We start from the raw sequence: 19,916 nt of genomic DNA, 5'->3' as shown, positions 1-19,916 counted from the left end.
GCCGCGAGGCCTCTGCCCGTTTCTCATGCGGCGAACGCCTGCGGCTTACATGCGGGCCAGCTGTTGCTTGGCCTTTTGCGCGGCGTCGCTCTTCGGGTACAGCTTGATCAGGCGGCGGAAAGTGTTTTTCGCCTGGTCCACCTGGCCCAGCTCGCGCTGGCAGTTGCCGATATTGCGCAGCGCGTCCGGCGCGAAATGGTGGCCGGGGTTTTGCTCGACGAAGCGGCGGTGGATGTCGATGGCGGCGTCGTACTGGCGCAGCGCGGTATGGGCGACGCCCAGCCAGTAGCTGGCCTCGACCGCTTGCGGCGCCTGCGGATTCTGCTGGATGTAGAGGCCCAGCGCGTTGATGGCGTTGGGGAAGTCGCGCGCGCGCAGCAGGTTCAGCGCCTTGTCGTAGTCGGGGCTGGCCTGGCTGTCGCCGGCGGCGGCTTGCCGGGCGGCGGCCGGTTGCGAGGCGTCCTGCTTGCCGGCGCCCTCCAGATGGGACAGGCGGCCGTCCAGGTCGTTGTAGAGGTCGTTCTGGCGCTTCTGCGTGGTTTGCAGATTGTAGTTCAGCACTTCGATGTCGCCGCGCAGCTTGGCGACTTCGGCCTTCAGGCTGTCCACCTGGCTGACCATTTCCAGCAACTTGTCGTTGGACAGCTTGGTCTCCACCGCGGCGATGCGGTTGGTGGCCTGTTGATTCACCAGGTCCAGCTGGCGGCGGGTGGCTTCCAGGTCGCTGTTGCTGGCGCAGCCGGCCAGCGTCAACAGCAGGGCGCTACTGATGGCGATGCGGTTCATGGGCTTTCCGATGGGGGAAGACTGCCGGATATCATAGCGGCTTGGCCGCCGCTTGGCACCCGGCAGCGGAAACGACGGCGGACGGCCCGCGGGCCGTCCGCGTCAGGCGCTTACTGGCCCTGGTAGACGATGTCGGCGCGGCGGTTTTCCGCGTAGTCGGCGTCAGACGTGCCGGTAGCCTTCGGCTTTTCCTTGCCGAAGCTGACCGCTTCCAGCTGGTTTTCCTTCACGCCCAGCACTTCCATCGCGTGCTTGACGCTTTCGGCGCGGCGCTGGCCCAGGGCCAGGTTGTATTCGCGGCTGCCGCGGGCGTCGGTATTGCCCTGGATGATCACTTTCTTGTCGTGGCCCTTCAGGTAGTCGGCGTGGTTGGCGACGGTGTTCTTGCCTTCGCCGTCGACGGTGGAGGAGTCGAAGGCGAAGTAGACGCTGCGCTTGGCCAGCGGGCTGTTCGGATCGTTCAGCGGATCCATCGCCACTTGGCCCTGGTTGCTGGCGGAGGTGTCTGCCGGCGCCTGGGTGACCGGCGCCTGGGCGGCCGGGGCTGCCGGGGCTTCAGCGGGCTTGGTGCTGGCGCAGGCGGCGAGCAGGGTGGCGACCGCGCTGCCGAGGACGAGTTGTTTCCAGTTCATTGTTGGCTCCCTCAAGGATTGTTGAATGGACCCCATGCCGGGTCCTGCACATCGCCATTGAGCACCGCCAGCTTCACTTTGCTGCTGCCGTCCGCGGTGGCCGCGTACAGCACGCTGCGGCCGCCGATATCGCTGGAGTACAGCACCATGCGGCCATTGGGCGCGAAGCTGGGGCGTTCGCTGTAACTACCATCTGACAATAGACGCGTGTCATTAGTTGCGAGATCTTGCGACATCACGCGGAAATTTCCGGCTTCGCGACGGATGTAGACCAGGGTCTTGCCGTCCGGCGACAGCTTGGGAGACACGTTGTACTTGCCTTCCCAGGTAACGCGCTGCGCGTCGCCGCCGTTTACCGGCACGCGATAAATTTGCGGGTTGCCGCTGCGGTCGGAGACGAAATACACCATCGAGCCGTCCGGGCTGAACGCCGGCTCGGTGTCGATGCCGCCGTTGTACATCAGCCGGCGCGGGCTGCCGCCGGCGGCGTTGAGGATGTAGACCTGCGAATTGCCGCTGGTGGTCAGCACCACCGCGAGCTTGCTGCCGTCCGGGCTCCAGGCCGGGGCGGAGTTGCTGCCCTTGAAGTTGGCCACCGCGCGGCGCTGGCCGGTGGCCAGATCCTGCACCCACACCACCGGTTTCTGGCTGGCGAAGGAAACGTAGGCGATGTAGCGGCCGTCCGGGCTCCAGCTGGGCGAGATGATGGGTTCGCTGGAGCGCAGGATGGTCTGGCTGCGCTGGCCGTCGACGTCGGAAATCTGCAGCGCGTAGCTGCGGCCGGATTTCAGCACGTAGGCGAGGCGGGTGTTGAAGAAGCCCTTCTGGCCGGTGATCGCCTCGTAGATCATGTCGGCGATCGCATGCGCCACCTGGCGGCTGCGGTCCGGCGTCACGGTGAATTCGCCGCCGGTCAGCTGCTTGCGCTGCGACGCGTCCATCAGGCGGAAGCTGATCTTCAGCTGGCCGCCGGCGGCCTGCTCCACCTTGCCGATGGCGATGGATTGCGCGCCGGCGGCCTGCCACAGCGGGTAGCGGATGTCGGCCGGCTCGAACGGCACGTTGGCGACGGCGGACGGGTCCACCAGGCGGAAGGCGCCGGACAGCGCCAGGTCGTTGCCTATCACCGGGGTGAGGTTGCCCTGGGTGGGCGCCTCGTCCTTGAACGGCACGATGGAGATGGCGTGGCGGCTGTTGCCGCCGCCGATGATTTCGATATTCAGCTCGGCGCGGGCGCTGCCGGCGGCCAGCATCGCCAGCAGCAGCATCCCCTTCAGTACAGTTCGCAAACTCGGCATGTCTTCCTCGTGACAGGGGTGGCGCCGCCCGCTCAGTGCGGGCGGAAGGTCAGGGTAAAGGTTCGGTAGCCGTCGTTGAAGTTGGCCCCGGCGGGCAGTTTGGGGAAGGTTTTCGCCTCCCAGACCGCTCTTTGCACTGCATCATCATAGGCCGCCTGGCCGCTGCTTTTCACCAGCTGCACGGTTTTGACTTCCAGGGTGGGCAGCAGCGTGATCCGCAGCACCACCGCCGGATTGCCCTGGATGCCGGGCGGAATCTGCACCAGCGGGGTGACCTTGGCCTTGACCATGTCTATCCAGCCGGCGTTGACTCCGGAGCCGTTGACCGCGCCGCCGGCCACGCCGTGCTTGCTGCCGGCCTGGTCGCTGCGGGCGTTGGGCTTGCCGCTGACGCGGGTGCTGTCCAGGCTGGCGAGCAGGTCGTCGGCCTCGTTGTTGTAGGTTTTGGCCGGTTTATGGCCGTGCTTGGCCGGCGGCGGCGGGGTGGCCTTGACGGGCTTTTTCTCTTCGACCGGCTTGGGCTTGGCCTGCTCCGCCGGCTTGGGTTTGGGCTCGGGCTTTTTCGGCTCTTCCGGCTTGGCCACGTGCTTCTTCGCCTCCGGCTTGGGCTCTTCCGCGGGTTTAGGCTTTTCTTCCTTCTTCGGCTTCGGCGCGTCCTTCCGGCCCAGGTTCACCTCGGCCGGCGGCGCCGCGACCACGGGCGCCGGCGCGACCACCGGCGCGGGTGTCGGCGCAGGCGTAGGCTCAACCGGAACCGGCGTCGCTGCGGGCGGCGGCGGCGCGGTGGTCCACAGCTCCAGCGCCAGCGGCGCCGGGCTGGGCGGCGGCGTGGTCTGCAGGCCGCCCCACAGCAACAGGCCGATCACGATGGCGTGGAACAGCGCCGAGGCGATCAGGGTCCAGGGGCGCAGGGAGGAGGGCGATTGCGAACTCATTGCTTCGGCGTTTGCTTGACGGTCAACGCCACGCGCTTGACGCCGGCCTGGTGCAGGCGGTCGGCTATCCGCACCACCTCGGCGTATTTGAGGTTGGCGTCGGCGGAGATGGCCACCGGGCGCGGGTTCTCGCCCACCAGCGCCTGCAGCTGGCTGGCCAGGTCATCCAGCGAATCGACGCGGCTCTTCTGCTCGCCGTCCACCAGCTCGATCTTGCCGGTGGCGTCCACCGTGACTTCTATCGGCCGCACGTCGATGGCTGGCGCCTCTGAAACACTGGGCACGTCGATCACGCCGGGCGTGAACATCGGGGCGGTGACCATGAAAATCACCAGCAAGACCAGCATCACGTCGATATAGGGCACGACGTTCATCTGGTTCATCTGGCGGCGGGGACGGCGGTTTAGCATGACGGATTCTGGCTCGGCTCGGTCAAACGGTCATCATAGCATCGTCAATTCCAACGATGCTGAGGCCAAAAGGTTTCAGAGTGTTTGCTGCTCTGGAAAGTTCTAACGCCGCAATCAGCGCCGCGTGCACAGCGTCAGGCCGTCGCCCACCGGCAGCACGCACATGTGCACGCGCGGGTCGGCTTTCAGGCTGGCGTTGAATGCGTGCACCAGGTGGACGCCGGGCGGGTCTTCCGGCTTGGGCGCCACCACCCGGCCGGACAGGAAGATATTGTCGATGGCGATGACGCCGCCCGGCCGCACCAGTTGCAGGCAGGCTTCGTAGTAGTCGCGGTAGGACGGCTTGTCGGCGTCGATGAAGGCCAGGTCGAAACTGCCGGCCCGGCCGTCGTCCAGCAGTGTTTGCAGCGTATTGAGCGCCGGCTGCAGCCTGAGGTCGATGCGGCCGGCGACGCCGGCCTTGGCCCAGTATTCGCGGGCGATGGCGGTGAAGGTGTCGCTGACGTCGCAGGCCACCACTTCGCCGTCTTCCGGCATCGCCAGCGCCACGGTCAGCGCGCTGTAGCCGGTGAACACGCCGATTTCCAGGTAGCGGCGCGCGCCGATCAGCCGCGCCAGCCAGCCCATGAACTGGCCTTGCTCCGGCGCGATCTGCATCTTGGCCAGCCGGTGGCCGGCGGTGAATTCGCGCAGCTCGCGCTGCACCGGGTGCTCGGCTACGCCGATGTTGAACAGGTAATCGTGCAGGGCGCGGTCTAGCGCCACGGTGCGGCTGGTCATGACTGGGCTTCCGGAAAGACAAAACGCCCGCTGGGGGCGTTTGGAGACGGGCGGCGGCGGATTATTCCGGCTGGTAGACGTAAGGCTTTTGCGGCACTTGCGATTCTTTCCAGCGGCGCTGGTCTTCCAGGTTGGGCTGGCGGTCCCACAGGGTCAGGCGCAGTTCGCGGCGCTGGCTGTCCACTTCCGGGTTTTTCTCCAGGAAGCCATTGATGAACTGGGTGAATTCGGACTGGTACATCGTACCCTCCATGGTGGCTGATGCGTCGATTTTAATCGATTCCGCCGGCCGCCGCCATGCCGCCTCAGTCCGGCTGGCCGTCGCCGTACAGCAGGCATTCGATGCGCCGGTCGGGAATCAGCCAGGCCAGCGCCACCGCCAGGTACAGCAGGCCGGACAGCCAGGGCAGGCGCCAGGCCAGGCAGATCGCCAGCAGGTAGCAGACCGGCGAGATCTTGCCCTTGATGTCGCCGCCCAGCGCCTCGGCCAGCCGGGTGCGGTTGCCGGGCAGGCACAGCAGCGCCTGCTGCATGATCCACCAGGCGATCGAGCACATCAGCAGCACCGCGCCGTACAGCGCCACCGGCAGCGGCTGGAAATGGTTTTCGCCCATCCAGCCGGTGACGAAGGGAATCAGCGACAGCCAGAACAGCAGGTGCAGATTGGCCCACAGCACCCGGCCGTCGATGCGGCGGGTGGCGTGGTAGAAGTGGTGGTGGTTGTTCCAGTAGATGCCGACATAGACGAAGCTCAGCAGGTAGCACAGGAAGATCGGCCACAGCTGCAGCAGCGCGGCGAAGGTGGTGTCGTGCGGAATATGCAGATCCAGCACCATGATGGTGATGATGATGGCTATCACGCCGTCGCTGAACGCCTCCAGGCGGTTTTTCTCCATGCCTCGCTCCTCGTGTTTTGCGCCGCGCCTTGCAAGCAGCTTAGCCGTTCCGCTCCGGCTTGCCGGCGCGGCGGTAGGGCAGGCGGATCCGCGTCAGGTAGCGGTCGCCGCGCAGCTCGCCGGTCAGCGAGGCCTCGGCGTCGAAGAACAGCGCCAGCCGCTCGCGCAGATTGCTCAGCGCCATCCGGTTGCCGCCTGGCCGCGGCGAGGCCGGCGCCGGATTGTCCAGCGTCAGCTCCAGCTGGCCGCCGTAGAGGCGCGCGCCGATGACGATCTCCACCTCGCCGCCCGATTGCTCGGCGCCGTGGTAGACCGCGTTTTCCGCCAGCGGCTGCAGGATCAGCGGCGGCATCGCGGCGTCCAGCGGCGCCTCCACCCGCCAGCTGATCTTCAGCCGCGGCCCCAGCCGCTCGCTTTCTATCGCCAGATACATGCCGGCCAGCTCGATCTCGCGCGCCAGCGTGGAGGCGCGGTCGGGGTCGGCCAACTGGGCGCGGAACAGCTCGGCCAGGTTTTCCAGCACCGTCTCGGCCTGCTGCGGCTGAGAGCGGATCAGCGCGATGGCGGCGTTCAGGCTGTTGAACAGGAAGTGCGGTCGGATGCGCGCCTGCAGCGCGGCCAGCCGGGCTTCGGCCAGCGCCGGCGACAGCGCGCGCTGGCGCAGCGACAGATAGTGCAGCAGCAGCGCCATCGCCAGCATCGCCAGCGCCGGCGTCCGCCAGGCGAAAGGCGCTTCCGGCTGCAGCCGCCATTGGCAGAGCGCGAAGCCGGCGCCGGTCAGCGCGGTGGCCCAGCTCGGGCCCAGCCGCCGGCGGGCCAGCCAGGGGCTGGCCAGCGCCAGCAGCGCCAGCGAAAGCAGGCTGCCGGGCAGCAGCAGCAGCGCTAGCTGCAGCCAGCGCCACAGCGGCTCCGCCGTCGGCGGCGCCAGCAGGCCGTAGATGAATAACAGCGCCAGCGGCAGCAGCAGGATGCGCAGCATCACGCCTAGATTGCGGAAGTCCGGCAGCGGCGTCGGAATAGGGCTGGGCATGGCGGGACACGGGAAGGGGCGATGCTGCGATCATAGCAAGCGGCCGGCGGCGCGGCATCCGCCGCCGGAGAAAAGCGCCGGCGCGGTGTATAACGGAAGCGGAAGATGCGGGGAGGGGCGGAGCGATGAAATCGATGCTGGCCTGCGCGCGCGCGCTGTTGCTGGGCCTGTGGGCCGGCTGGACCGGCGCGGCCGAACTGCTGGTTTCCACCGGCGAATACGCGCCGTGGAGCGGGGCGCGGCTGCCGGGCCAGGGCTTCGTCAACCGGGTGGTGCGCGAAGCCTTCGCCCGCGAGGGCGTGGCGGTGCGCTTCCAGTACCTGCCGTGGGCGCGGGCGCTGGAGGCGCTGCGCAACGGCAGCGTCGAGGCCAGCTCCTTCTGGTTCGACGATCCGGACAAGGCCAGGGAGTTTCTCTACAGCGCGCCGTTGTCGGAGCACCGCGAACTGTTGTTCCACCGTAAGGATCTGGCGGTGCCGGCGTGGGCGCGGCTGCAGGACCTGCACGGCCTGCGCTTCGGCGCCACCCGCGGCTATTCCTACACCGCCGAGTTCCGTCAATTGGCGAAGCAGGGCGCCATCGAGGTGGAGGAAGCGGACGATGACAAGACCAATCTGCTCAAGCTGCTGGCCGGCCGCATCGAGCTGTTTCCGATAGATGAATTCACCGGCTGGCAGCTGCTGGCGTCCAACGCCTTTCCGCGCGGCGCGCACGACCTGGTCACCGCCGAGCCGCGCCCGTTCAGCATCCAGTACGGCCACCTGCTGATGCTGCGCTCCGCCCGCAACGAACAGCTGATGGGCCGCTTCAACGCCGGCCTGGCCAAGCTGCGCGCCGACGGCACGCTGGAGCGCTTCCGGCTCGACCTCTACCGTGGCAGCGGCCTGGGGCCGTGAGCGGCGTCTGATCTGGCGCAAGGCGTTGCCATTTTCGCGGCTTTCCCGTCTTTACAGCGCGGCGCGCTTTTCGCTAGTGTCGATTATTGCGCTGCAATATCAGATTGTTCTTATTTTGTGGGATTTTCCACACCTTGCCGCCGCTGCCGCGCCTTGTCATCGGCATGGCATGTCGAGCTGCTGCAATGGTGGCAAGGCTTAATGACTTTGGCATGATCGTGTCCGATCGCCCAGTTGAGGCTGCCCTGTCCGACGATATACGGTAGTCAATATATGCCTTGCATAACGTAGCGCAGCATGCTTCTAATCATTTTCAAACAGCCGTTCGAAATTGCGCCGCGCGGCGGTTTCAAGCTACTGATTTCACAATTCCATACCAGGAGACACGCAGATGCATATCGTCATCCCAGCCGAACGGCTGGCCGGTGAACGCCGCGTGGCGGCGACGCCTGACACGGTGAAGAAGCTGGTCGGCGCCGGCCATGCCGTCACGGTGGAGCGCGGCGCCGGCATCCAGGCCGCCATCCCCGACGCCGCCTACGCCGAAGCCGGCGCCAAGCTGTCCGAGCAGCGCCAGGCGCTGCTGGCCCAGGCCGACATCGCGCTGACGGTGCGCATGCCGGCAGCCGCCGATCTGGAGGCGCTGAAACCCGGCGCGGCGCTGATCGGCATGCTGGCGCCATATGGCAACCCCCTGCTGCCGGAGCTGGCGGCTAGGGGCATTTCCGCCTTCGCGCTGGAGCTGCTGCCGCGCACCACCCGCGCGCAGAGCATGGACGTGCTGTCCAGCCAGAACAATATCGCAGGCTACAAGGCGGTGCTGCTGGCGGCGGAATACTACCCGCGCTTCATGCCGATGCTGATGACCGCCGCTGGCACGGTGAAGCCGGCGCGGCTGCTGGTGTTGGGCGTCGGCGTCGCCGGCCTGCAGGCCATCGCCACCGCCAAGCGGCTGGGCGCGGTGGTGGAGGCCTACGACGTGCGTCCGGCCACCCGCGAGCAAGTGGAGTCGCTGGGCGCCAAATTCATCGAGGTGCCGATGACGGACGAGGAGAAGGCGGCCAGCGGCGGCGTTTACGCCCGCGAGATGACCGCCGAATTCCTGGCGCGGCAGAACGCGCTGCTGGCCAAGCGCGCCGCCGCGGCCGACATCGTCATCACCACCGCGCTGATTCCGGGCAAGCCAGCGCCGCGGCTGCTGGACGCCGCCGCGGTGGCGGCGATGCGGCCGGGCTCGGTGATCGTCGACCTGGCGGCGGAAGCCGGCGGCAACTGCGAGCTGACCCGCGCCGGCGAAGCCTGGCAGACCGACAACGGCGTGCACCTGGTGGGCCTGGCCAATCTGCCCGCGCTGCTGGCGGCCGACGCCTCCAGCCTGTACGCGCGCAACCTCCTCGCCTTCCTCGGCCTGCTGTTGGGCGCCGAGGGGCTGCGGATCGACCTGGCCGACGACCTCATCGCCGCCACCTTGCTCACCCACCAGGGCGAACAGCGCTTCGGCGCCGCGCCGACCCCGGCCGTCCCCGCGCCGGCACGACAGGAGCCGCATCATCATGGTTGATCCCTTCATCACCAGCTTCACCATCTTCGCGCTGGCGGTTTTCGTCGGCTACCACGTGGTGTGGAACGTCACCCCGGCGCTGCACACGCCGCTGATGGCGGTGACCAACGCCATCTCCGGCATCATCGTCGTCGGCGCCATGCTGCAGGTGGTGGACGTGGGCGGCCAGCAGATCACCGTCACCTCGGTGCTGGGCGCCGTCGCCATCTTCCTCGCCAGCATCAACATCTTCGGCGGCTTCCTGGTGACCCAGCGCATGCTGGACATGTTCAAGAAAAAGAACAGGGGATAATCCGATGCAGAACATTTCCGCGGTTCTTTACCTGGTTTCCGCCGTGCTGTTCATCCTGGCGCTGAAAGGGCTGTCCAGCCCGGCCTCGGCGCGGCGCGGCAATCTGTACGGCATCGTCGGCATGGCCGTCGCCGTGCTGACCACGCTGCTCATCATCGACAAGCCGGTGCTGGCGTTGATCGCCGGCGCCATCGCCGCCGGCGCGGCCATCGGCGCCTGGAAGGCGCGCACGGTGGAAATGACCGGCATGCCGGAACTGGTGGCGGCGATGCACTCGCTGGTGGGTCTGTCGGCGGTGCTGATCGCGGTGGCCGCCATTTTCCACGGCGGCGTCGAGCACACGCCGGTGCAGAAGGTGGAGCTGTTCATCGGCGCTTTCATCGGCGCGATCACCTTCACCGCCTCGGTCATCGCCTACGGCAAGCTGTCCGGCCGCTTCGGCGCCAAGGCGGTCCGCTTCGCCGGCCAGCATCCGCTCAATCTGCTGCTGGCGCTGGCGATGGTCGGCTTCGGCATCGCCTACTTCGCCACCGACAGCCAGGCGGCCTTCCTCGCCATGGTGGCGCTGGCGCTGGCGCTGGGCGTGACGCTGATCATTCCGATCGGCGGCGCCGACATGCCGGTGGTGGTGTCGATGCTGAACAGCTATTCCGGCTGGGCGGCGGCCGGCATCGGCTTCACGCTGGACAATCCGGTGCTGATCATCGCCGGCGCCTGCGTCGGCTCGTCCGGCGCCATCCTGTCCTACATCATGTGCAAGGCGATGAACCGCTCCATCGTCAGCGTGTTGTTGGGCGGTTTCGGCAGCGAGGCCGCCGCCGGGCCGGCGGCGGGCGACGCGGCGGCCAAGGCCTACAAGGCCGGCAGCGCCGAGGACGCCGCCTTCCTGATGGGCAACGCCGACCAGGTGGTGATCGTGCCCGGCTACGGCCTGGCGGTGTCGCGCGCGCAGCACGCGCTGCAGGAGTTCGCCGAATTGCTGCATGAGCAGGGCGTCAATGTCCGCTACGCGATCCACCCGGTGGCGGGCCGGATGCCGGGGCATATGAACGTGCTGCTGGCCGAGGCCGAGGTGCCGTACGAGCAGGTGCTGGAGATGGAGGAGATCAACGCCGACTTCTCCACCACCGATGTGGTGCTGGTGATAGGCGCCAATGATGTGGTCAACCCGGCGGCGCAAAAGGACAAGCAAAGCCCGATCTACGGCATGCCCATCCTGGAGGCGCACAAGGCGCGCAACGTGATCGTGGTCAAGCGCTCGATGAGCGCGGGATATGCCGGACTGGACAACGAGCTGTTTTACATGGATAAAACCATGATGGTGTTCGGCGATGCCAAAAAAGTGGTGGAGGATCTGCTGAAAAACGCAGCGCACTGACCCGCCGCCGCTGTCGAATCGCCCGCCGCCGGCGGGCGGTTCGCCATCCGCCGCCTGCCCCGTCCCGACCAGACAAAGGAACGCGCATGCCCATCCTCAGCTCCATTCTGATCAGCGGCAGCATGATGCTGCCGACCCAGGCCGAACCGAAGCTGCAGAACACCGAATGGCTGCTGGAGGCGCCGGCGCAGGCAGCGCCGCTGCCGACGCTGAGCATCGCCGACAGCCGCATTAGCGGCTTCGCCGGCTGCAACCGCTTCACGCTGGGCATAGACGACGACGGCAAACATCAGGTCGCGGCCACGCGCAAACTGTGCGCGCCGGAGGTGATGCGCCGCGAACAGGCGCTGCTGAAATTGCTGTCGGCGCCGTTCCGCCTGCTGCCGGCCGAGGACGGCAAGCACCTGACCCTGCTGGCGGGCAAGACTGGCTACCGCTTCGTCCGCCAGACCGCCGCCGTCGCGGCGGAGCCGCCGGTGCCGGCCGTCGCCGCGCTGCGGCCGGTGGCCGGCGAGCAGTACTGGTATGTCGCCAGCCAGCCCTGCGGCGCGGGCGCCGCCGCCTGTCTGCGGGTGCGCAGCAGCGAGGACCAGCCCTGGCGCAGCTACGCCGGCTCCATCGCCGGCTTCGTGCCGGAGGCCGGCAGCCGCTATTACCTGAAGCTGCAAGGCGTGCCATCCGTTGATGGCCAGCCGGCGCTGCAATTGCTGAAAGTGGTATACCGTGAAACCGTGACGCCGCTGGCCGACTGAACGGAACCACCGCGGCCGCGGCGCGTCATAGCTTATTTATCAGGAAATCATGATGCTGCAACGCTTGTCCCTATTGGCCCTGAGCGCGACCCTGCTGAGCGCTTGCGCCGCGCCGAGCGCGCCCGCCGTTTCCGCCGCGCCCCCTTCCCTGGCCGAGCTGCAGGGCGAATGGAAACAGACCAATGGCGGCGAGCAGGCCATCTTGCTGCGCATCGACCAGCAGCGGCTGTTCGCCAAGGCCGGCTGCAACGGCATGTTCGGTCCGGCCGCGCTGGAAGACGGCAAGCTGCGCGCCGAACGGCTGGCCTCGACGCTGATGATGTGCCCGCCCGAGGCGATGCAGCGCGACGCCAAGCTGTCGCGCCAGCTGGAGGCCGGCATGACGGCCAGCCTGGACGGCGGGCGGCTGAAGTTGTCCGACGGCAAGGACGCGTTGATCTTCGAACGCCAGCCGCAGGGCGAGATCAAGTTCATCTATGTCGCGCCGCAGCGCAAGGCCTGCGTCGGCGTCGCGCCTATGCAATGCCTGCAGGTGCGCGACGACAAGTCCAAGCCGTGGGAGCTGCATTACGGCGAGATCGAAGGCTTCCAGCCCGAGCCCGGCGTCGCCTACCGGCTGCGGATCAAGGAAGTGAAGGTGGACAATCCGCCGGCCGACGCTTCTTCCATCCGCTGGATTCTGGATCTGGTGGTCGAGCAGGAAGTGGTGAAGAAGCCCTGAGAGGTGGTTCGCGATCTTTCGTATCGAACTTGCGAGAGACGACGCGCAACATGTATGCGATGCGCCCGGAATCCCTTCAAGCCTGCCGCTGGGTGGCAGGCCCGAGGTTTTAAGCGGCTGCTTGTTTGAGCCCCGCGACGTTAGCGCGGGGCGAGTTCAGCCGCGCCTCGGGCCTGACGGGACCCGGCGGGTAGCCGAAGGCCAGGCTTGCAGGGTGGCCTTTAGGGGTGGAGGGGATATTTGGCCAAGCAAATATCCCCTCTCTGCTCGCCGGGCAGCCCCGGCTATGAAAATCATTATCCGCGCAGCGGATTCAAGACGATGAAGATTGCGGGCAGACTCCGGCTCGGGCGCGGGATGAGCGCTCTGCTACAATCGCGGCATTGAAATTGCAGGAGGCCGCCATGAGCCTGATTCCCGAAATCAAACCGCAGCAGTCGCTGGAATTGCTCAAAGAGCTGCACATCCTCACCCGCGACGGCAAGATCAACCAGGACACCCGCCGCAAGCTGAAGCAGGTTTACCACCTGTACCAGTTCATCGAACCGTTGATGGCCGACGTGCTGGCCAGCAAGGGCGCGATGACGCTGGCCGACCACGGCGCCGGCAAGTCCTACCTCGGCTTCATCCTGTACGACCTGTTCCTGAAGGACAAGCCGGGCGCCCATGTCTACGGCGTGGAAACCCGCCAGGAGCTGGTGGACAAGTCGGATGAATTGGCCAGGCGGCTGGGCTTCGCCGGCATGAGCTTCCTCAACCTCAGCGTCGAGCAGTCGATCACCTCCGCCGCGCTGCCGGCGCAGGTGGACATCATCACCGCGCTGCATGCCTGCAACACCGCCACCGACGACGCCATCCGCTTCGCGCTGGCCAAGGACGCCAAGTACATCGTGCTGGTGCCCTGCTGCCAGGCCGAGGTGGCGGCGACGCTGCGGCAGAAGAAGAACGAGACCTTCGGCAAGACGCCGCTGTCCGAGCTGTGGCGCCACCCGATCCATACCCGCGAATTCGGCAGCCAGCTGACCAATGTGCTGCGCTGCCTGCAGCTGGAGGCGCGCGGCTACCAGTTGACGGTGACCGAGCTGGTCGGCTGGGAGCACTCGATGAAAAACGAGCTGATCATCGCCAAGAAGACCGGCAAGGGCAAGAGCAGCGCCCGCGAGCGCCAACTGGCCATCCTGGACGAATTGAACCTGATGGACCTGCGCGAGCGCTTCGCCTACTGATGACGGCGCAATGCGGCGGGGCGTTCGTCCCGCCGTTCGGTTTTCTTCCTAGCGCGCCGCCGCCGGGACGAACTTGAACTCCTGGATCACCACTTCCATCTCCTTGCCGTCCGCCGGCGGCTTGCCCTGGAACAGCCACAGATTGATGTGCACCGGCAGCGGCTGCTGCGGCACGCGCCGGGCGGCGTCGGTCGGGGCGAAGCGCCAGCTGGCGATCGGGTACTGGTCGCCGTCCTGGAAGCCGTGCAGCGACTGGTAATAGACCTGGCCGGCGTTCCAGTCGAAGCGGTGGGTGCTGTAGCCGCCGTTGAGGGCGAAATCGAAGCTGTACGAGGTCGACTGCAGGCCGGCCTGGGCCGGATAGACGGTGTAGTTGCCCATCGGGTTGCTTGAGCTGCCCCAGCGCGAGAATTCGATGTCGATCTCGTTGCTGCCATCGGGGCCGACATCGGGCGTCGGGTAGTTGAACAGGCCCAGCACGATGTTGGGGTCGAACTGGTCGGGCCGGCCGATCAGCTTGAACTGGTAGCGGCCGAAGCCCAGCCGCTGCGGCAGGTAGAGTTCGGCGGCGGTCCATTGGCCGCCGCGCTTGGCGATTTTCAGGTGCAGCCGGCCCTGGGCGTCCAGCCAGGCGTTGTCGTCGTCCCAGACATTGGGGCCGGGGCCGCTGCTGCCCTGATTGCGCACTTCCCAGTCGTAACCGGAAAAACGCAGGGTCTTGGCGGCGGCGGCGCCGCACAGCGCCAGGCCGGCCAGCAGGACTGCGGCGTTACGCAGCGTAGTTTTCATGGTGGGGCTCCGTGGGATGGCGCCGCCAGTGTGCCACGGCGGCATGACGGCCGGGCGACCGCCGCGCCGCAAGGACAGGCCCGCTACAGCCGGAAGCGCGCGGTCACGTTCTGCAGATTGTGCGACAGCGCGTTCAGCTCGCTGGAGGTGGTGGCCAGCTCCTCCACGGTGGCGCTGTTGGCCTCGGCCATCTGCGATACCTGCTCCATGCTCTGCGCCAGGCTGAGGCTGGCGGTGCGCTGCTCGCCCAGCGCGCTGGTGATGTTGCCTATGGTGCCGACGATGGAATGGGTGCTGCCGGCGATCTCCTCCATCGAGTCGCTGGCCTCGCGCGCGCTGCCGGAGACCGCGTCGACGCTGGCCAGGCTCTGCTCCATGCTGCCCACCACTTTCTCCACGCCCTGCTGGATGGCGGTGATCATCTGGGTGATTTCCTGCGCCGAGCTGGCGGTGCGTTCGGCCAGTTTTCTCACCTCGTCCGCCACTACCGCGAAGCCGCGGCCCATCTCGCCGGCGCGGGCGGCCTCGATGGCGGCGTTCAGCGCCAATAGATTGGTCTGGTCGGCCACGTCGCGGATCACGGTGACGATATTGCCGATGCGCTGCACCTCGCCGGTCAGCGTGCGCATTTCCTCCGAGGTGGCGGCCACCGCGCTGCTGACCGACTGGATCTTGCCCACCGAGGCCTGCACCGCGTGGCCGCCGCGGCCTGCCAGGTCGCCGGCCTCCCGCGCCTGGCGCGAGGCCTGGTCTGAGTTGTCGGCGACATGGTTGATGCTGACGGTCAGCTGTTCGATGGTGGCCGCCGCCTCGGCGGTGGCCTCGGACTGGCGCTGGGCGCCGCCGGCCACCTGCTGCGCCATGCTGGCCAGCTCATGGGCCGAGTCGGACACCTGGTTGGCGTTGTCCTGGATGCTGGACACCACTTCGCGCAGGCCCTGGCGCATGTGCTGGATGATGCGGGCGATTTCCACCGCCTCGTCGCGGGAATCGGGCAGCGACTCGTCGGCGCCGGACAGGTCGCCCTGCTGGATGTTGCGCACCAGTTGCGCCGATTTGCGCAGCGGGGTGGTCACCAGATTGGCGACGAACAGCGCCACCGTCACCGCGATGGCCAGCGCGATGGCGGCGGAGATCAGCATGATGGTGACGGCCTGGTTATAGGCGGCCTTGCTGTCGTCCAGCGCCTGCTGCACCTTGTCGTTCTGGTAGGCGGTCAGCTCGTCCAGCGTCTGGGCGAAGGCCGCGTTGGCCGGCACGAAGCGCTGCTTCAAAAAGGCGACCGACTCCGCGTCCTTGTTGGCGCGGATCAGCGCATACAGCGGCGCGTACAGCGCGGACAGCGCGCCGCGGGCCTGCTGCACCCGGGTGAAGACTTCGCGGCCCTTGGCGGACACCAGGGTCTTGTCCAGTTGTTCCAGGCTGGCGGTGTTCTGCGCGCGCAACTCCTCCGCCTTGCTGATATTGGCTTCGATTTCCTGCGGGCTCTGGGCGATGATGGCGTCGCGCACCGCGCGCGCCACGCCCATGGTGGCCAGCACGATCTTGTTGCACAGCGCCGCCTTCGGATAGCGGTTTTCGGTGATTTCCACTTCCTTGGCCTGGATGGCGTTCAGCTTGAGGATGGCTGTCAGCACGATGGCTGCCAGGATCAGAATCATCAGGCCGTAGCCGGCCAGCAGCTTCTGCTTGACGGAGAGTTGGTGCAGCATCGGTTTCTCCCATGAGGCGGCCAGGCCGCGCGGCGATGGGGCCAAGCCGCGGCGCGCCCCATATGCTGAAAAATAGTTGCCGCGCGGCAAATAGGGAAACTCATTCTTGCCATCGCCGGCGGCCGCGCGACGGTACCGATGGCCAGCCGGCGGCGTTTCCCCTTCCATTCGCCATGGCATTGCCTAAGCTCAAACCACCTATACCCGGACGGGAGAGCGAGTGATGCAAGTGGCCGAGATTTTCGAGAAGGCGTCGGGCAAGCTGCCTATGGTGCCCAAGGTGGTGCAGGAGCTGGTGGCCAGTTTCCATCGCAATGACGTCAAGATCGACGAAATCACCGACAAGGTCGGCCACGATCAGGTGCTGACGGCGCGGGTTTTGCGGCTGGCCAACAGCGCGCGCTTCGGCAGCAGCCGCAAGGTGGGTTCGCTGGACGACGCGGTGGTGCTGCTGGGCTTCGACAACCTCAGGGTGCTGGTGATCGCCTCCGGCGTCACCGGCGCCACGCTGGGCATCCACGGCTTCGACATGAAGGCGTTTTGGACGCGCTGCTTCGCGATGGCCAACACCGCCAAGCTGCTGGCCAAGCTGGCGGGCCTGGACGCGCAGCTTGGCTATACCTGCGGCCTGTTGGCCAATATCGGCGAACTGGTGTTGTACGTGGCGGTGCCGGAGCAGGCGCAGCAGATAGACAAGATCGTCGCCGGCGGCGCCGAGCGCATCAGTACCGAACGCATGCTGCTGGGCATGGACCTGACCGAGCTGGGCGCGGAGCTGGCGCGGCGCTGGAATTTCCCGGACGCGATCCAGGAGGCGATCTACAACCAGCACGACCTGCTGAACGAAGACGCGTCGCCGTACGCGCTGCTGATCGGGCTGTCCACCTTCCTGGTGGCGGGCTTCCGCAATGAGATGGGCGTGGCCGACATGCTGGTCAGCCTGCCGGAGCGGGTGCTGGAGCGGCTGGGGCTGGGCCGGGAGCGGGTGGAGGCGGCGATGGAGCCGCTGCAGCAGGCCTGCACCCAGGTCGACGACATGTTCTGATCCGGCCTGCCCGGGCGCGCTTCAGGCGCCCTGGCCGCCGCGCAGTTCGCGCCGCAAGATCTTGCCGACGTTGGACTTGGGCAGCTCGTCGCGGAATTCGACATGGCGCGGCACCTTGTAGCCGGTAAGGGCGTCGCGGCAATGGCGCAGCCGCTCGTCCACCGTCAGCGCCGGGTCCTGGCGCACCACCACGATCTTCACCGCCTCGCCGCTGCGCGCGTCGGGCATGCCGACGCAGGCTACCTCGCGCACGCCCGGATGCCGCGCCACCACGTCCTCCACTTCGTTGGGGTAAACATTGAAGCCCGATACCAGCACCATGTCCTTCTTGCGGTCCACCAGCTTGAGCATGCCGTCGGCGGTGCGCACGCCGATGTCGCCGGTGGCGAAGAAGCCGTCGGGGTGGAAGGCCTTGGCGCTGTCTTCCGGCCGCTGCCAGTAGCCGGCCATGATCTGCGGGCCGCGCACGCAGACTTCGCCGGCCTCGCCGTCGGCCATCGGCCGGCCGGCGTCGTCCAGCAGGCATTGGCCGCCCAGCCGGTTGACCAACAGGCAATTGATGGCCAGCGCGAACACGTGGTACAGCGGCAGCGACGTGGCTACCACGGCGCGGCTTTAGCGGCGTGCCGGCGCGGGCCTCTGCCACCACCTGGGCGAAGTTTTCCAGCGCCATGATGGAGCTGGACTGCGCGGCGGCGGGCCTGCGGCGCTTCCAGCGCGCGATGGACGCAGGCCACGGCGACAAGGACATGGCGGCGTCCTTCCTGGTTTGAGCGCGAAAAAGCCGCCGGGCCCGGCGGCGCGGCGGCTTGGAGTCAGATAGGGGACGGGCTCAGCTTTCTTCGTCCTCGCCGGCCTCTTCGACGTGGTCGAGGCGGCCGGTGTAGCGCAGCTCCACTTCCTGGGTCAGCAGGTCCACCTTCACCACCGACAGCTGCACGCGGTCGCCGCGGGCCAGTTCCGGCAGGCCCGGGATGCGCAGGCGCAGCGGCAGGCCGTCGATGCGCACCAGGTCTTCCTTGATCACGGAAGCGGTCGGCTCGGTGATGTTTTCCTGCAGCAGATACTTCAGGCACCAGTAGTGTTCCATCTTGTCCTGGAACGACAGGTAGGCGCCGTAGGTGGCGTCGAAGTCGCGCAGAATGGCGAACAGCATCGCGTCGCCCTGGGCGAACAAGGGCTTTTCGCCGCGTATCATCGCCGAGAGCTGGCGCTGGTTGATGAAGTCGCTGGCGCGGCGCAGCGGCGAGGTGCTCCACGCGTACTGGGCCACGCCCAGGCCCATGTGCGGCTCGGGGCGGGTGGTCATCCGCACCTTGCCCATGCTTTGCGCGCGGTACATCGCCGGGATGTCGGCTTCGGCCAGCATGCGGCCCCATTCGCTGTTGGCCAGGATCATCAGTTCGGAGACCAGCTTGTCCATCGGCGCGCCGCGCTTGCGGATGGTGATGGACACTTTGCCGTCGACCACGTCGATGTTGTAGTCGTGCTGCACTGGGCGGGTCGGGTCGTATTTGCCGCGGCGCTTTTCCAGCGCTTCGGCGAACTGCCACAGCCACACCAGTTCGCGTTTGAACGGATAGTCTACGCCCGGATCGTTGGCCAGCGTCTGCTCATTGAACACCTGTTCCAGTTCGGCGTGGCGCAGGTTGGCGGCGATCGGCACCAGCTCGATGCGGTTCTCGAACGCCACCGGCTCGAACTCCGGCGTCACCTCGGCGTACAGCGAGAACGCCGGGCAGGCGCGGCCTTCCTGCAAGGTGAAGGCCTGCACCACGTCGTCCGGCAGCATGGTGATCTTGTCGCCGGGGAAATAGGCGGTGGACAGGCGCGACAGCACCATCTTTTCGATGTCGGAATCCACCGGCACGCCCAGCGTCGGCGCGGCGATGTGGATGCCGACGCGCTTGTTGCCGTTGGGCAGCTCCTCGACCGACAAGGCGTCGTCGATTTCGGTGGTGTTGGCGTCGTCGATGGAGAAGGCCTGGGCCGAGGCCAGCGGCAGCTCCGGCAGCGCGGCCGGCGGCGCGTACTTGCCGAAGCCGACGCCCTTGGGGAAGTACTCCATCTGGAAGCCGGCCATCAGGTAATCAGGCACCGAGGGAATGCCGCCTACCTTGTCGGCCAGGCGCAGCGGCGGCAGGCCGGTTTCGCGGCTGGCCTGGTCGAAGGCCTTGTATTCCAGCGTGTTCTTGTCGGGGCGCCACAGCAGAGTCATCAGCTGCGAGCGGATGGCTTCCGGCAGGGCGCCGGTTTTCAGCTCGCGGACCCAGCCGTCGATCTGCTCCTGTTCGCGCTTCTTGCGCTCGACGCCGGCCAGCGCGGCTTGCAGCGCGTCCTGCGGCGCCTTCTTGTAGCGGCCTTTGCCTTTTTTGTAGAAGTACATCGGCGCGCCGTGCAGCCGGCAGATCAGCGCGGCGGCCTCGACGGCCGACGGCGCGTGGCCGAAATAGTCGGCGGCCAGGTCCTGGTAGGAGAACTCGTCGTCCTGGCTGCATTCCCACAGGAAGTCCAGGTCGATGTCCGCAGCCAGCGCGTCCACGGCGGGCAGAAAATCCGCCAGCGGGGAGCTAAACTCCAGAAACACATTGGCGCTCTTGAGCTTGGCGCGCTTGCCGTGCTGGGTATCCACCTGCAGGCTGGCGTCGCTGCGCGAGACTATGCTGCCAACCTTGAAACTGCCGCTCTCTTCGTAAAAAACGTTCATCAAAACATGCCAGGCCGTTGAATTTAAGGGCGGATTATAGCAGTTCGCCCGCGGCTCAGGCGCCATAAAC

General features: G+C 66.9%; 21 protein-coding genes and 1 pseudogene. 9 read left to right on the top strand and 13 right to left on the bottom strand.

The window, feature by feature from the left end:
• Nucleotides 1–45: 45 nt before the first annotated feature.
• The 9 genes from ybgF to U6115_RS00485 all read right to left on the bottom strand — a co-directional run bounded on the left by ybgF (nt 46) and on the right by U6115_RS00485 (nt 6,767).
• Nucleotides 46–786, bottom strand: coding sequence for a tol-pal system protein YbgF (ybgF, locus tag U6115_RS00525; protein ID WP_043572799.1), 741 nt, complete (start codon nt 784–786; stop codon nt 46–48).
• A gap of 110 nt (nt 787–896) precedes the next feature.
• Nucleotides 897–1,418 carry an OmpA family protein gene (locus U6115_RS00520; RefSeq protein ID WP_043572797.1) on the bottom strand — a complete coding sequence of 174 codons (522 nt, stop codon included), beginning with the start codon at nt 1,416–1,418 and terminating at the stop codon, nt 897–899.
• 11 nt (nt 1,419–1,429) lie between these two features.
• Complete coding sequence (tolB, locus tag U6115_RS00515) at nt 1,430–2,716, bottom strand: Tol-Pal system beta propeller repeat protein TolB (RefSeq protein ID WP_043572796.1); 1,287 nt, start codon at nt 2,714–2,716, stop codon at nt 1,430–1,432.
• A 32-nt stretch (nt 2,717–2,748) separates the two neighbouring features.
• Nucleotides 2,749–3,651: an energy transducer TonB gene (locus tag U6115_RS00510; protein WP_043572794.1), complete on the bottom strand. Its 903-nt coding sequence runs from the start codon at nt 3,649–3,651 to the stop codon at nt 2,749–2,751.
• Nucleotides 3,648–4,061: an ExbD/TolR family protein gene (locus U6115_RS00505; RefSeq protein WP_043572793.1), complete on the bottom strand. Its 414-nt coding sequence runs from the start codon at nt 4,059–4,061 to the stop codon at nt 3,648–3,650. Before U6115_RS00505 ends, U6115_RS00510 begins: the two co-directional genes overlap by 4 nt.
• A 114-nt stretch (nt 4,062–4,175) precedes the next feature.
• Nucleotides 4,176–4,841: a class I SAM-dependent methyltransferase gene (locus tag U6115_RS00500; RefSeq protein ID WP_043572790.1), complete on the bottom strand. Its 666-nt coding sequence runs from the start codon at nt 4,839–4,841 to the stop codon at nt 4,176–4,178.
• Between the two features lie 61 nt (nt 4,842–4,902).
• Entirely contained in the window at nt 4,903–5,082 is a 180-nt protein-coding gene (locus U6115_RS00495; protein ID WP_043572787.1) for a DUF3460 family protein, read from the bottom strand.
• A gap of 64 nt (nt 5,083–5,146) precedes the next feature.
• Entirely contained in the window at nt 5,147–5,737 is a 591-nt protein-coding gene (locus U6115_RS00490; RefSeq protein ID WP_043572784.1) for a TMEM175 family protein, read from the bottom strand.
• Nucleotides 5,738–5,777: 40 nt separating this feature from the next.
• Nucleotides 5,778–6,767 (bottom strand): sensor histidine kinase, encoded by a 990-nt coding sequence (locus U6115_RS00485; RefSeq protein ID WP_043572781.1) that lies wholly within the window; start codon nt 6,765–6,767, stop codon nt 5,778–5,780.
• A 125-nt stretch (nt 6,768–6,892) separates the two neighbouring features.
• Here U6115_RS00485 and U6115_RS00480 point away from each other — a divergent pair, with 125 nt between their 5' ends.
• From U6115_RS00480 to U6115_RS00450, 7 genes are all read left to right on the top strand, one after another.
• Nucleotides 6,893–7,663, top strand: coding sequence for a substrate-binding periplasmic protein (locus U6115_RS00480; protein ID WP_080770157.1), 771 nt, complete (start codon nt 6,893–6,895; stop codon nt 7,661–7,663).
• A 391-nt stretch (nt 7,664–8,054) separates the two neighbouring features.
• Nucleotides 8,055–9,224, top strand: a complete 1,170-nt coding sequence (locus U6115_RS00475) for a Re/Si-specific NAD(P)(+) transhydrogenase subunit alpha (protein WP_043572775.1) — start codon at nt 8,055–8,057, stop codon at nt 9,222–9,224.
• Nucleotides 9,217–9,516, top strand: coding sequence for a proton-translocating transhydrogenase family protein (locus U6115_RS00470; RefSeq protein WP_043572773.1), 300 nt, complete (start codon nt 9,217–9,219; stop codon nt 9,514–9,516). The genes U6115_RS00475 and U6115_RS00470 overlap by 8 nt, the downstream gene beginning before the upstream one ends.
• A 4-nt stretch (nt 9,517–9,520) precedes the next feature.
• Nucleotides 9,521–10,894 (top strand): NAD(P)(+) transhydrogenase (Re/Si-specific) subunit beta, encoded by a 1,374-nt coding sequence (locus tag U6115_RS00465; protein WP_043572771.1) that lies wholly within the window; start codon nt 9,521–9,523, stop codon nt 10,892–10,894.
• Nucleotides 10,895–10,980: 86 nt separating this feature from the next.
• Nucleotides 10,981–11,646, top strand: coding sequence for an META domain-containing protein (locus tag U6115_RS00460; RefSeq protein ID WP_043572767.1), 666 nt, complete (start codon nt 10,981–10,983; stop codon nt 11,644–11,646).
• Nucleotides 11,647–11,695: 49 nt separating this feature from the next.
• Entirely contained in the window at nt 11,696–12,367 is a 672-nt protein-coding gene (locus U6115_RS00455; protein ID WP_080509517.1) for an META and DUF4377 domain-containing protein, read from the top strand.
• Between the two features lie 404 nt (nt 12,368–12,771).
• The gene (locus U6115_RS00450; protein WP_043573085.1) at nt 12,772–13,593 is read left to right on the top strand and encodes a class I SAM-dependent methyltransferase; all 822 of its coding nucleotides are present in this window, start codon (nt 12,772–12,774) and stop codon (nt 13,591–13,593) included.
• Between the two features lie 48 nt (nt 13,594–13,641).
• Here the strand turns inward: U6115_RS00450 and U6115_RS00445 are convergent, their stop codons facing one another.
• Together U6115_RS00445 and U6115_RS00440 are read right to left on the bottom strand one after the other, a co-directional pair.
• Nucleotides 13,642–14,382, bottom strand: a complete 741-nt coding sequence (locus U6115_RS00445; protein ID WP_043572761.1) for a glycoside hydrolase family 16 protein — start codon at nt 14,380–14,382, stop codon at nt 13,642–13,644.
• 83 nt (nt 14,383–14,465) lie between these two features.
• Nucleotides 14,466–16,094, bottom strand: coding sequence for a methyl-accepting chemotaxis protein (locus U6115_RS00440; RefSeq protein WP_047237855.1), 1,629 nt, complete (start codon nt 16,092–16,094; stop codon nt 14,466–14,468).
• 223 nt (nt 16,095–16,317) lie between these two features.
• Here U6115_RS00440 and U6115_RS00435 point away from each other — a divergent pair, with 223 nt between their 5' ends.
• Nucleotides 16,318–17,139, top strand: coding sequence for an HDOD domain-containing protein (locus tag U6115_RS00435; RefSeq protein ID WP_043572754.1), 822 nt, complete (start codon nt 16,318–16,320; stop codon nt 17,137–17,139).
• Nucleotides 17,140–17,160: 21 nt separating this feature from the next.
• On the opposite strand, the pseudogene U6115_RS00430 reads toward U6115_RS00435, so the two are convergent.
• Nucleotides 17,161–17,661, bottom strand: a pseudogene (locus U6115_RS00430) (AMP-binding enzyme); the annotation flags it as partial.
• Between the two features lie 101 nt (nt 17,662–17,762).
• Here U6115_RS00430 and U6115_RS00425 point away from each other — a divergent pair.
• Nucleotides 17,763–17,912, top strand: a complete 150-nt coding sequence (locus U6115_RS00425) for a hypothetical protein (RefSeq protein WP_155294733.1) — start codon at nt 17,763–17,765, stop codon at nt 17,910–17,912.
• A 59-nt stretch (nt 17,913–17,971) separates the two neighbouring features.
• On the opposite strand, the gene U6115_RS00420 is transcribed toward U6115_RS00425, so the two are convergent.
• Nucleotides 17,972–19,846, bottom strand: coding sequence for a ribonuclease catalytic domain-containing protein (locus U6115_RS00420; protein WP_043572750.1), 1,875 nt, complete (start codon nt 19,844–19,846; stop codon nt 17,972–17,974).
• Nucleotides 19,847–19,916 lie beyond the last annotated feature (70 nt).

Origin of the sequence: Chromobacterium subtsugae (assembly GCF_035919665.1) — a bacterium.
GTDB lineage: Bacteria > Pseudomonadota > Gammaproteobacteria > Burkholderiales > Chromobacteriaceae > Chromobacterium > Chromobacterium subtsugae.
The sequence above is the reverse complement of the archived record's forward strand: the minus strand, read 5'-3'. Positions and strand labels throughout refer to the sequence as shown.